12 protein-coding genes are annotated in these 13,139 nt (G+C 42.5%); 10 read left to right on the plus strand and 2 right to left on the minus strand.

The annotated features are described in order from the left end of the window. Positions 1-10 precede the first annotated feature (10 nt). Positions 11-142: a YqzM family protein gene (locus K8O68_RS17535; RefSeq protein WP_093047881.1), complete on the minus strand. Its 132-nt coding sequence runs from the start codon at positions 140-142 to the stop codon at positions 11-13. 323 nt (positions 143-465) lie between these two features. Here K8O68_RS17535 and holA point away from each other — a divergent pair, with 323 nt between their 5' ends. Further along, complete coding sequence (holA, locus tag K8O68_RS17540; RefSeq protein ID WP_230898082.1) at positions 466-1,503, plus strand: DNA polymerase III subunit delta; 1,038 nt, start codon at positions 466-468, stop codon at positions 1,501-1,503. A 308-nt stretch (positions 1,504-1,811) separates the two neighbouring features. Here holA and rpsT read toward each other — a convergent pair whose 3' ends face one another. Beyond that, on the minus strand, positions 1,812-2,078 hold the full coding sequence (gene rpsT / locus K8O68_RS17545; protein WP_093047877.1) for a 30S ribosomal protein S20: 267 nt from the start codon (positions 2,076-2,078) through the stop codon (positions 1,812-1,814). Positions 2,079-2,223: 145 nt separating this feature from the next. Between rpsT and gpr the strand changes: the two genes are divergently transcribed. The 9 genes from gpr to dnaJ all read left to right on the plus strand — a co-directional run bounded on the left by gpr (position 2,224) and on the right by dnaJ (position 13,133). Further along, positions 2,224-3,330 carry a GPR endopeptidase gene (gene gpr, locus K8O68_RS17550; protein ID WP_230898083.1) on the plus strand — a complete coding sequence of 369 codons (1,107 nt, stop codon included), beginning with the start codon at positions 2,224-2,226 and terminating at the stop codon, positions 3,328-3,330. Between the two features lie 70 nt (positions 3,331-3,400). Beyond that, positions 3,401-4,576, plus strand: coding sequence for a stage II sporulation protein P (gene spoIIP, locus K8O68_RS17555; protein WP_230898084.1), 1,176 nt, complete (start codon positions 3,401-3,403; stop codon positions 4,574-4,576). A gap of 18 nt (positions 4,577-4,594) precedes the next feature. Next, a complete protein-coding gene (locus K8O68_RS17560; RefSeq protein WP_230898085.1) occupies positions 4,595-5,008 on the plus strand; it encodes a hypothetical protein in 414 nt (137 codons plus the stop codon). A gap of 114 nt (positions 5,009-5,122) precedes the next feature. After that, complete coding sequence (gene lepA, locus K8O68_RS17565; protein WP_230898086.1) at positions 5,123-6,949, plus strand: translation elongation factor 4; 1,827 nt, start codon at positions 5,123-5,125, stop codon at positions 6,947-6,949. A 62-nt stretch (positions 6,950-7,011) separates the two neighbouring features. After that, positions 7,012-8,151, plus strand: a complete 1,140-nt coding sequence (gene hemW / locus K8O68_RS17570; RefSeq protein ID WP_230898087.1) for a radical SAM family heme chaperone HemW — start codon at positions 7,012-7,014, stop codon at positions 8,149-8,151. 114 nt (positions 8,152-8,265) lie between these two features. Then, a complete protein-coding gene (hrcA, locus tag K8O68_RS17575) occupies positions 8,266-9,300 on the plus strand; it encodes a heat-inducible transcriptional repressor HrcA (RefSeq protein ID WP_230898088.1) in 1,035 nt (344 codons plus the stop codon). 76 nt (positions 9,301-9,376) lie between these two features. Beyond that, a complete protein-coding gene (gene grpE / locus K8O68_RS17580) occupies positions 9,377-9,988 on the plus strand; it encodes a nucleotide exchange factor GrpE (protein WP_230898089.1) in 612 nt (203 codons plus the stop codon). A gap of 31 nt (positions 9,989-10,019) precedes the next feature. Further along, entirely contained in the window at positions 10,020-11,858 is a 1,839-nt protein-coding gene (gene dnaK, locus K8O68_RS17585) for a molecular chaperone DnaK (RefSeq protein ID WP_230898090.1), read from the plus strand. Positions 11,859-12,014: 156 nt separating this feature from the next. Beyond that, positions 12,015-13,133: a molecular chaperone DnaJ gene (gene dnaJ / locus K8O68_RS17590; protein ID WP_230898091.1), complete on the plus strand. Its 1,119-nt coding sequence runs from the start codon at positions 12,015-12,017 to the stop codon at positions 13,131-13,133. Positions 13,134-13,139: the final 6 nt, after the last annotated feature.

Consider the following 13,139-nt stretch of genomic DNA (forward strand, 5'->3'; position numbering starts at 1 on the left):
GCCTTAAAACTTATGTTAAAAGATCAATTACCTGGGCGATAATGAAAATCGTTGCAAAGAAACCGAAAACAACTACGAATCCTACCGCACTGTCAATAAAATCATTTCTTTTTGTCTGGACATCTTTTTCGAATTCGTTCATTCTTTATCCCTCCTGTCACTTAAATAGTATAGTCGATTCCTAAAAAAAAATCCAGATATGAAATTAAGTCAGCATGTGATTTTAACCAAGGAAAATGTGTTCCACTTTTCCTAATAGTTGTCACCTATATAATTGGCTGGCATAGGATAAGATATCATTACAAAAGAATGTAAGTTGATTATCGTCACCGGTGATTATCCTAGGTGTTTCACTGGAGGCGTTTATCATAAATGGGGAGCGGTTTTATAACCGTTTCCCTTTTTCCTTTCCTTTTGCCGGTATGGTAAAATACATTGAAGAAAGTAAGAGGAGGAGGGACAGTTGTGTCTTATGTCCAAATGTTAAAAGAGTTAAATAAAGGGGATTTGGCTCCTTTGTATTTATTATACGGATCAGAAACATACTTAATTGAAGATATTTTAAACAGGATTGTTTCCAAAGCATTATCTCCGGAAGAACAGGAATTTAATTTATCGCGTTTTGATATGAATGAACACTCCGTGGATCTGGCTGTGGAAGAGGCCTACACCTTTCCTTTCATGGGAGGGCGCCGTGTTGTCTTACTTAAGGATGCCTATTTTTTTTCCACACAAAAACAAACGGATAAAGTGGAGCATAATCTAAAAGCACTGCTCGCTTACATAGAAGAACCTGCTATGGAAACAACAATGATTGTACACGTGCCTTATGAAAAGCTTGATGAAAGAAAAAAACTTGTTAAAACACTTAAAAAACAAGGTAAGGTTATGGAAGGAAGGCCGTTGGAAGAACGGGAGCTGAGGCAATGGATTACTGAAAAGGCAAAAGAGTTCCACGTCCAGTTTGATCAGGAGGCTCAGGACAGTCTTCTCATTCTAACCGGTGCAGACTTAATGGTGATGGCTTCTGAAATTAATAAGCTTGCGATTTACGCTGGCGAAGGAGAGACAATTCAAAAAAAGCATGTAGAAGACCTTGTCGCCAGGTCGCTTGAGCAGGATATATTCAGCCTGGTAGACGCTGTCGTAAAAGCCCGGGTCCCACAAGCTTTAAAAATTTATAAGGATCTCCTTAAGCAGAAGGAAGCGCCTCTTAAAATAATGGCTTTAATGGTCAGACAGTTCCGTATTCTTTACCAGGTGAAACAGCTCAACAAACAAGGGTACAGTGAAAAAGTCATGGCCTCCCAGCTGAAACTTCACCCTTATGCAGTCAAGCTGGCAGCAAGACAGGTTCAGCGTTTCAGGGAGGATGAATTACTGCAGTTAATTAATCAGCTGGCGGATCTGGATTACCGTATAAAAACAGGACAGATCAATGATCAGTTAGGGGTTGAGCTGTTTTTGCTTAAAAGGCAAGCAGGGAGAAAACAGCCGATTTAGATATTGGGAAGCCGAATGCAAGCAGAGAGGCTGGACAAAAAATAATAGTCATCAAAGGAATCCGAACAAGTAGCCGGTATTTGTTCGGATTTTTGCTTTTGTACATAAAGAAGATTAATTCTGACACAGACAAAAGTAACATCTGAGTCCGCCAGGTAAACGCTTGCTCAATAAATAACGAGACGCCTGAAGGAAAAAGCACTCTCGACAGGAATTGTCGGTGAGCCAAGTTTTTTTATGGAGAATTTTTATTTAAATTGAGCAAAATAAAAAGGCATATCACTAACATAAGTGACTGCCTTTTACTGTTACGCAGAAAGTTCGTTTAAACGCTTTTGTAAACGTGACTTCTGGCGGTTTGCTGCGTTTTTATGGAAAATACCTCTGTTTGCAGCTTTATCAATTTTCTTAGTAGCTGTAAGGAATGCTTCTTTAGCACCCTCTACATCTTTTTGATCAGCTTTTGTGTTAAAAACTTTGATTGATCTACGAAGGTCGGATTTAAATGAAGCATTCTGAGCTCGTTGCTTTTCAATAGTTCGACCACGTTTGATAGCAGATTTAATGTTTGCCATCTGTTTCACCTCCTCGATGCAACCGTAATAACGTTTCGTTTTGCGTGCAACAATAAGGATTGTACCAAAATGAAATTTAATTTGCAATAACATTTTCCAATGTTAGCAAGACATCAGTATTCTCAATAAGAAAGGGTTGAAGCAAATGCCGGATTTGGATTTATCCCAATATCAGGTCAGAACAGATTTAGCTGTAGAAGCTCATTCATTGGCAAAGGAAAAAAAAGAGAGACAGGAACCGGCTGAACAGACAGGAGTAGACATTCATGAAAAAGAGGTGGATGGCGTAAGTATTACGTATGTAACGATAGACGAGACTGTTTCTGAACAATTAGGGAAAAAAGCAGGAAAGTATATTACTTTGCAGATTGACGGGATCAGACAGAAAGACACTGAACTTCAGAGAAAGGCACAGGAGGTTTTTGCACGGGAGTTTGCCGGGTTTCTAACCTCATTGGGTATAGAGCCTCACCATACGTGTCTTGTCGTCGGACTGGGAAACTGGAATGTGACTCCGGATGCACTTGGTCCGCTTGTGACTGAAAACCTTTTAGTGACAAAGCATCTGTTTGAACTGCAACCGGAAAACGTTCAAGAAGGTTTTAGGCCGGTTAGCGCGATTTCACCGGGAGTCATGGGGCTGACAGGCGTGGAAACAAGCGATATCATTTTGGGGGTCGCCGGTAAAGTCAAACCGGATTTTATTATTGCGCTTGATGCATTAGCTGCGAGGTCTATTGAAAGAGTGAACACAACGATTCAGATTTCAGACTCTGGTATACATCCGGGCTCTGGTGTCGGCAATAAAAGAAAAGAAATTTCAAAAGAAGTTCTGGGTGTCCCGGTTATAGCCATCGGTGTCCCGACAGTTGTAGATGCTGTGTCTATAACAAGTGACACTATTGACTTTCTGTTAAAACATTTTGGCAGGGAGATAAGAGAAGGAAACCAGCCGAAGCGTGCCCTCGCCCCTCCCGGCATGACATTTGGTGAAAAACGAAAGCTTACTGAAGATGATTTGCCGGGGGAAAAAGAAAGAGAGCTTTATATGGGAATAGTGGGAGGGCTGGAAGACCAGGAAAAGAGGCAGCTGATTCAGGAAGTGTTAGCTCCACTCGGTCACAATTTAATGGTTACCCCAAAAGAAGTAGATGAATTTATAGAAGACATGGCCAATTTACTGGCGCAAGGTTTAAATGATGCTTTGCATAATAATGTTACAAATCAAAATTCCGGCTCTTACACCCATTAAAAATAGGTTCTTCATCCTCTCTTAAAGCATAGTATAGAGTAAGGACAGGCTATAAGAGAGGGTGGGAACGTTGAAAAAGCCTTATACATATGGAAGGCGTCCCGTCAACAGACACTGGAAAAGGACAAGCTTTCAAAAAACATTCGTCTCACTTGTGTTAGGCGTTATTTTTATTTTTTTTACAACAGCTACTTTAACAGCTCTGGGACCCGGCTACACGATGACATCAGCCTCAGTTAACAAAATGAGTGAACATATACCTCTTGAAACTCTCGTCTATGTTTTAGGGAGGGAAAACCGTTATTTTCAGCAGGCGCTTTCGGAAGGTCATGAACCGCCTTCCATGACTCCTGTGTTCTTTGAACTGGCGACTAACCTCAACCCTGATGATCCAAGAAGTCTTCTTGGGAGGGAATTGCCGGGTTTTTCATTATTTGACGGTAGAATCATTACAGCTGGGGAGGGGGTTGATTACACAAATATGCCGATTGAATCGTCTCCTCCAATGGAAGTCCTTTTGGCCGAAAGAGAGGCGTCTACGGAGAGAATAGAAGAACTGGCTGATTTAAAACAGTCAGTAGCTGAGACGGAGAGTGTAGATGACCTCCCTGTCACTGTTCATATTGTTCATTCGCATAACCGTGAGTCTTATCTCCCTGAATTACAGGATGCTTCAGACCCGTTCCATGACACTGTAAATATTACACTTGTCGGCGAAAGACTGGGCATAGAGCTGGCTAAACACGGCATTCGGGCGGAAGTGGATACGACCGATATTGGTGCCAAACTGAATGAACGGAATTGGCATTTCAGCCAATCCTATGAGGTCTCCCGTGAAATAGTGGAAGAAGCGGTGAGCACAGATGAAGATATCCAATTCTTTTTTGACTTACACCGTGATTCACAGCCAAGAGAAGTCACAACAGTGGAAATGAACGGGGAAAAATACGCAAAAACATTATTTGTAATAGGCGAAAACAATCCGAACTATGAAAAAAATGAAGCATTGGCGCTTAAGCTGCATCAGAAATTGCAGAACCAGTATTACGGATTAAGCAGAGGAATATTCGCCCCGCCTGTAAGCGCAAGTGGCCGTAACGGTGTGTACAATCAGGATCTCTCCTCCAACTCTCTGCTCGTGGAGTTTGGCGGAGTTGAAAATACACTGGAAGAAGTATACAGATCAGTGGAATTATTTGCTGAAGTATTCAGCGAATTGTACTGGGAGCAGCAAACTGAAGAATAAATGACAGGGGGTGGTGGTATGAGCCAGATATTCGTACGGGGGATTATGTTGTCAGCTGTTCTGATGTTTGGATTTATACTTGGTGTTATTTATTCCGACCAGGAGACAGACTTTACAGCTGACCGGTTTAATGTCATTAAAACAGAAGAAAAACCAGAACCGGAACAGGAAGGAAAAAAGGTTAAATTCAAAGTGAAGGAAAACAGCCCTAATATTATTGAAATGGAAGAAAGTGAAGGTCTTGTAGTTTATAAGAATAACAGCCACGAAGAGATTCAGGACCTTTTGGATGAGCCCATGCCTCTTTATGTCGAAAAATCAGACACCGATTATCCAAAGAGAGAGCCAAGCCCGTTATTTTCCGAGTTAGGTATAAAAACAGCTGAGGCATTCGAGCAGGCATTCAGCAAAATGTTTTCCCTGATTGACTAATAGGTAATTCCCCTGTTCATTCGATTGATTATATGTAAAGTTGAACGTTTGCTGTCATTCTTGCTATAATAAAAGATAGTGCATTTATCGGAGTATGGTAGGAGTGATAGTGAAATGAAACCTCAAGATAGAATACAAAGACGGGATAAAATTAGAAACTTCTCGATTATTGCTCACATTGACCATGGCAAATCAACGTTAGCTGATCGTATATTAGAAAAAACAAGTGCGCTTACCCAGCGTGAAATGAAGGATCAGATGCTTGATGCGATGGACCTGGAGCGGGAGCGGGGAATTACTATTAAATTAAACGCTGTCCAGCTGACTTACAAAGCTAATGATGGCGAAGAATACATTTTTCATCTGATAGATACACCGGGACACGTAGATTTTGCTTATGAAGTCTCCCGCAGTTTAGCTGCTTGTGAGGGCGCGCTCCTTATAGTGGACGCAGCCCAGGGAATTGAAGCGCAGACACTTGCCAATGTTTATTTAGCGCTGGATAACGATCTGGAAATTCTTCCGGTTATTAATAAAATAGATTTACCAAGTGCGGAACCGGACCGGGTAAAACAGGAAGTAGAGGATGTTATCGGTTTGCCTATGGATGACTGCCTTCTTGCTTCAGCTAAAAATGGAATAGGTATTGAAGATATTCTTGAATCTGTTGTTAAACATGTTCCTGCACCTGACGGGGACCCTGAAGCGCCTCTTAAGGCTATGATCTTTGATTCACTTTATGACCCTTACCGGGGAGTAATTGTCTACATGCGTATTGTAGAAGGAACGGTTAAACCGGGAGAAAAGATTAAAATGATGGCCACTGGAAAAGAGTTCGAGGTTCAGGAAATTGGTGTCTTTACACCAAAGCCGGTATCAAAAGAAGAACTGACTGTTGGTGATGTTGGCTTTATGATAGCTTCCATAAAAAATGTCAGCGACAGCCGGGTAGGGGATACTGTTACTCACGCTGAAAAACCGACAGCGGAGCCTCTGCCGGGTTACCGAAGACTCAATCCAATGGTTTTCTGCGGTCTTTACCCTGTTGATACAAATGACTATAACGGGTTGCGGGAAGCTTTGGAAAAGCTTGAACTTAATGATGCCGCCCTGCAATTTGAGGCTGAAACATCCCAGGCACTTGGCTTTGGCTTCCGCTGCGGATTTTTAGGTTTGCTTCATATGGAAATTATCCAGGAGCGTATTGAGCGTGAATTTGATATTGACCTTATAACCACCGCGCCAAGCGTGGTGTATGAAGTACAATTAACGGATGGCGAATCAGTCAGAATAGACAATCCTGCTGAAATGCCTGATGCCCAGAAAGTGGAGAGTGTCCAGGAACCTTATGTTAAAGCGGAAGTAATGGTCCCTAACGACTTCGTCGGGCCGGTAATGGAATTGTGCCAAAAAAAACGCGGGGACTATGTAGATATGAAATATCTTGATGCCAACCGTGTAAACATCGTCTATGAACTTCCGTTATCGGAAATTGTTTATGACTTTTTTGATACATTAAAATCAAGTACAAAAGGATATGCTTCTTTCGATTATGAATTAATCGGTTATAAAGAAAGCCGGCTTGTGAAAATGGATATACTGCTAAATGGAGAAAAAATTGATGCCCTGTCGGTGATTGTCCATAGGGATACGGCGTATGATAGAGGTAAAAACATCGTTGAGAAATTGAAGCAACTGATCCCGCGCCAGCAGTTTGAAGTGCCTGTCCAGGCCAGTATTGGACAAAAAATCATCGCCCGATCTACCATAAAAGCGATGCGTAAAAATGTTCTTGCTAAATGTTACGGGGGCGACATTTCCCGTAAACGGAAGCTTCTTGAAAAGCAGAAAGAAGGAAAGAAGCGGATGAAGAATGTCGGGAACGTGGAAGTTCCTCAGGAAGCGTTTATGTCCGTTCTGAGTATGGATGAAAATAAGTAGACACGCCCAGACCGCAGAATCTCTGCGGTCTGTCCGTTTTGTTTAAAGTGAGGTGAATAACAGTGCCAAAGTCTCTATATGTTCATGTGCCTTTCTGTGAACAGATTTGCCACTACTGTGATTTTAATAAGTTTTACCTTAAAAATCAGCCTGTTGATGAATACCTTGAGCTTTGCAGACAGGAGATGGAGCATACAATCAGCACATTTCCCTCCGGACCTGTATCTACTATTTATGTGGGCGGGGGAACTCCTACCTCTTTAAGCACTGAGCAGCTGAAGTTTCTTCTTGAATCAATCAAAAATACTTTTCCTTTAGAAGCTGACCCTGAATGGACAGTTGAAGTGAACCCGGGGAGTGCAGAGGAAGAAAAACTGGCAATGATGCAGGAAATAGGGGTTAACCGGCTGAGTATAGGGGCGCAGACATTTGATAAAGATTTGCTAAAAACGATTAACCGCGACCACCAGCCAGGGGATATCGAAACAACGGTAGAGTTAAGCCATAAAGCAGGGATACACAACTTGTCTGTAGATATGATGTTCGGTCTTCCAAACCAGACAATGGAACAGTGGACAGATTCGCTGCTTGAGATCACACGTCTTCCTATTCAGCATATAAGTGCGTATTCGCTTAAGGTGGAAGAAAAAACGGTGTTTTATCAGTTATTAAGAAAGGGTAAACTTCCATTGCCTGGAGAAGAGTCAGAAGCCGCTATGTATGAATATATGCAGGAAAAATTGCAAGAACACCAGTTTGTTCATTATGAGATCAGCAACTTTGCAAAGGAAGGTTATGAGAGCCGCCATAATCTGACGTACTGGAACAATCAGGAATATTACGGAGCAGGGGCTGGTGCACACAGCTACACGGAAGGTGTCAGACGGGTCAATCATGGGCCTCTCCCTAAATATATGAAAGCTGTATCTGAAAAGAGACTTCCTTATCTTGAAGAGCACCCCGTCTCGATTAAGGAACAAATGGAAGAACAGATGTTCATGGGACTTCGAAAGTTGGAAGGCGTCTCATTAAAAGAGTTTCACAACAGGTTTGGCAGACAGGTTACAGACGTTTTTGAAGGTCCCGTTCAAAATCTGATTAACCGCGGCCTGCTGGAAATAAGCGGGGGCAGAATAAAACTGACTAAAAACGGTCTTCTCCTTGGAAATGAGGTGTTTGAACAGTTTCTTCTAACTGACTGAGTTGTTTTTTTCTTAAGAATGAACTCTCTCCGTTGACAACAGGAATCCTTCTTTGGTAACTTATATTATAGATTTAGCACTCGGCATCCAAGAGTGCTAACAGGGGGGATTTAAATGTTGACAGAGCGTCAGTTGATGATCCTTAAAGCGATCGTAAATGACTATATTACGAATGCGGAACCTGTAGGCTCAAGAAGTGTTTCAAAACGGGAAGATATTAATTATAGTCCCGCCACCATCAGAAATGAGATGTCTGACCTTGAAGAACTTGGTTTTTTGGAGAAACCGCACAGTTCTGCAGGGAGAATACCTTCTCAAAAGGGATACCGTTATTATGTTGACCATCTATTATCTCCGTCCAAGCTGAGTAAGAGAGATATGTCAGATATTCAAACGATGTTAACAAACCGGTTTAATGAATTTGAGCAGGTTATTCAGCAGGCAGCAAAAGTACTGTCCAACTTAACGAGTTATACGTCTATCGTGTTGGGCCCTGAAGTATTTGAGTCTACTTTAAGGCAGATTCAGCTCATTCCAATTTCTGACAATCAGGCTGTTGTTATCATTGTGACGGATACAGGGCATGTGGAAAACCAGACTGTGCATTTTCCGGGTACTCTTGAAAGTTCTGAACTCGAAAAAGTAGTTAATATATTAAATAAACGTCTGAGAGGCGTCCCGCTGGTACAATTAAAAGAAAAGCTTACAGAAGAAATTTCAAGTATTTTAAAACAGTACATCAACCAGTACGAATCTACGGTTGAGATGCTTCTTGAAGTCTTCCGGACACACCAGAATGAAAAAGTTTTCTACGGCGGGAAAACCAATATATTAAGCCAGCCTGAATTTCATGACGTAGAACGAGTAAGGAATATCCTTAACATTTTTGAAGAGGATGCTCTCGTTTCTAAGCTTTTCCGTTCTGATGACCACGGACTGACAATTAAGATTGGAGAAGAAAACCATTTTGAGCCGTTTGCTGACTGCACAATTATTACCGCAACCTATTCCTTGGACGGTAAGCATATGGGTACTGTTGGTATTTTAGGGCCTACCAGAATGGAATACCCCCGAGTAATAAGTATTATGGATTATTTGTCCAAAGATATGACTAAGCTGTTAACAGCATGGTATCAGAAAAACAGTTAATGACCTCAAAATGAGCGGCTCCTTCCTCATAAAGATGAAGGGGCTCTTACAGTGATTAATTAAGGAGGTGAGAACCTTGGGTAACGAAACTAACCGTGAATTTGATGATGTTACTTATGAAGAAAAACAGACACATGAAGAGGTGTCTCAGAAAACCTCTGAAGAAGAAGGTTCAGAGGAAGAGTTGAAACAGGACGAACAGCATCAGGAAGAAGTGGATTCTGCTGAAGAATCTCAGGATTCTGAAGTGAAGCAGCTTGAACAGAAGCTTGAAGAAGCGACAAACAGAATGTTACGTATTCAGGCAGACTATGATAATTTCCGGCGCCGTACGAAACAGGAGAAAGAATCGGCTGCTAAATATAAATCGCAAAGCCTGGCGGAGAAACTCCTGCCTGCTTTGGATAACTTTGAAAGAGGAATGGCAATCACTCCTCAGGAAGAAGAAACAAAGAGTTTATTAAAAGGAATGGACATGGTTTACCGTCAGATTAAGAATGCATTAGAAGAAGAAGGCATTACTGAGATTGACGCTGTTGGTGAGCCATTTGACCCTCACTACCATCAGGCGGTGATGCAAGTCGAAACGGATGAGTATGATTCAAATATCGTCGTAGAAGAAATGCAGAAAGGCTATCAGCTTAAAGACCGTGTCATCCGGCCAGCTATGGTAAAAGTTAATGCATAACTACATATGCAATGAATAGGAGGAATTTTTAATGAGTAAAGTAATTGGAATTGATTTAGGAACAACTAACTCTTGTGTGGCTGTAATGGAAGGTGGAGAATCTACTGTTATTGCCAACGCAGAAGGTGCGAGAACGACCCCGTCTGTCGTTTCATTTAAAGACGGTGAGCGTCAGGTTGGGGAAGTAGCTAAGCGTCAAATGATTACCAACCCTAACACGATTACTTCTATTAAGCGTCATATGGGCTCTGATTACAAAGTGGAGGCTGAAGGAAAAGAATACACACCACAGGAGATTTCGGCAATTATTCTTCAAAAATTAAAAAGTGATGCTGAAGCTTACTTAGGGGAAACTGTTTCAAAAGCTGTTATTACAGTTCCTGCTTACTTCAATGATTCCCAGCGTCAGGCAACGAAGGACGCGGGTAAAATCGCCGGTCTGGAAGTAGAAAGAATCGTTAATGAGCCAACAGCAGCAGCATTAGCTTACGGCCTTGATAAAGAAGAAGACCAGACGATCCTCGTTTATGACCTTGGCGGTGGAACGTTTGACGTTTCAATTCTTGAACTTGGGGACGGCTTCTTCGAAGTAAAAGCAACCTCCGGAGACAACAAATTAGGCGGAGACGACTTTGACCAGGTTATTATTGACCACCTTGTCGAAGAGTTCAAAAAAGACAACGGTATCGACCTTTCACAGGACAAAATGGCTCTTCAGCGTCTTAAAGATGCGGCTGAAAAAGCGAAGAAAGATTTATCCGGTGTTTCCCAGACTCAAATCAGTCTGCCATTTATTACTGCGGACCAATCCGGACCTAAACACCTGGAACTTAATTTGACACGCGCCAAGTTTGAAGAACTCTCTTCCCAACTTGTTGAAAGAACAATGGGACCAACACGCCGTGCTTTACAAGATGCCGGACTATCTGCTGGAGAGGTAGATAAAGTGGTTCTAGTCGGTGGTTCTACACGTATTCCTGCTGTTCAGGAAGCAATTAAGAAAGTAGCCGGCAAAGACCCTCATAAAGGGGTGAACCCTGATGAAGTGGTCGCGCTAGGTGCGGCTATTCAGGCAGGTGTTCTCACAGGGGATGTAAAAGACGTTGTTTTATTAGATGTTACGCCGCTTTCTCTTGGAATTGAAACTATGGGAGGCGTCTTTACAAAACTGATTGAAAGAAATACAACCATCCCTACAAGTAAATCGCAAACTTTTTCAACTGCAGCTGATAATCAGCCATCTGTAGATATCCATGTGCTTCAGGGTGAACGTGAAATGGCTGCAAATAATAAAACTCTTGGCCGTTTCCAATTAACAGATATCCCGCCGGCACCTCGAGGCGTGCCTCAGATTGAAGTAACATTCGATATCGATGCGAACGGTATTGTTAATGTCCGGGCGAAAGACCTTGGAACTAACAAAGAACAGTCTATTACTATTACCTCTTCTTCCGGTCTGTCAGACGAAGAAGTAGAACAAATGGTTAAAGACGCTGAAGAAAACGCTGAAGCCGATAAGAAACGCCGTGAAGAGGTAGATCTTCGCAATGAGGCTGACCAGCTTGTCTTCACTACTGAAAAAACATTAAAGGATCTTGGAGAAGACAATGTAGATCCTGCTGATAAAGAGAAGGCTGAGGCTGCCAAAGAAAAAGTGAAAGAAGCTCTTCAAGGTGAAGATATTGAAGCGATCCGATCAGCAAAAGACGAGCTTCAGGAAGTCGTTACACAGCTTTCCACAAAACTTTACGAGCAGGCTGCACAGCAGGCTCAGGAACAGCAAGGTGGAGAAGGACAAGAAGAGAGCGCTGACGATAACGTAGTCGATGCAGATTATGAAGAAGTTAATGAAGACGACAAAAAACAGTAATTTCTAACGAAGCAGAGTGAAAAGTCAAAGTCAGGAGTTCCTTGGCTTTGACTTTTTTCACGACTGGAGGGCAGGAAGAAGTCTGTCTGATCTCTTGCCTGTTTGACTGGTGAATGATAAGATATTCGTTATGGATTAAACTCGGGAGTGAGAAGCATGAGCAAGCGAGATTTTTATGATGTTCTTGGGGTTGATCAAGGAGCATCCGATGCAGAAATAAAGAAAGCGTACCGGAAGCTGGCTCGGAAATACCACCCGGACGTTAATAAAGAAGCAGACGCGGAAGATAAATTCAAGGAAGTTAAAGAAGCTTATGATACATTAAGTGATTCGCAAAAACGTGCCCACTACGACCAGTTTGGACATACAGATCCAAACCAGGGATTCGGTGGAGCAGGCGCAGGGGATTTCGGCGGATTTAGTGATATATTCGATATGTTCTTCGGCGGAGGAGGAAGAAGAGACCCGAATGCGCCTCGCCAGGGAGCGGATATGCAGTATACTATGACCTTGGAGTTTAAAGAGGCAGTATTCGGCAAAGAAACAGATATTGAGATTCCGCGTGAAGAAACATGCGAAACATGTGATGGATCCGGTGCAAAAGAAGGCACCTCTCCGGAAACCTGTCAGCATTGCGGGGGATCCGGACAGATGAACGTGGAGCAGAACACTCCTTTCGGCCGTGTCGTTAACCGCCGTGTATGTCACCACTGCAGCGGTACAGGCCAATTTATTAAACATAAATGCCGTACGTGCGGCGGTCAAGGGAAAGTGAAAAAACGAAAGAAAATACATGTTAAAATTCCTGCCGGCGTGGACACAGGCCAGCAAATACGTGTCGCAGGACAAGGCGAGGGTGGAGTAAACGGAGGTCCTCCTGGAGACCTGTTTGTTGTCTTTAACGTTAAATCGCACGAATTCTTCAAACGGGACGGCGACGACATTTTCTGTGAAATGCCAATTACTTTCGTGCAGGCAGCGCTTGGCGACGAGATTGAAGTGCCTACCTTGAAAGGGAAAGTTAAATTAAAAGTACCTGCAGGTACCCAAACAGGCACAAATTTCCGTCTGCGCGGAAAAGGCGTGCCGAATGTCAGAGGAATGGGGCAGGGTGATCAGCATATCCAAATGAAAATTATCACCCCTAAGAATCTTACTGAACGCCAGAAAGAGCTTCTTCGCGAGTTTTCTGACATAAGCGGAAATGAAGCACCAGATGAACAGAACCATAATTTTTTTGAGAAAGTAAAAAGAGCTTTTAAAAGCTTCGGATAATTAATA

It is taken from the genome of Salipaludibacillus sp. CUR1 (assembly GCF_021028955.1).
In the GTDB taxonomy this organism is placed as follows: domain Bacteria; phylum Bacillota; class Bacilli; order Bacillales; family Salisediminibacteriaceae; genus Salipaludibacillus.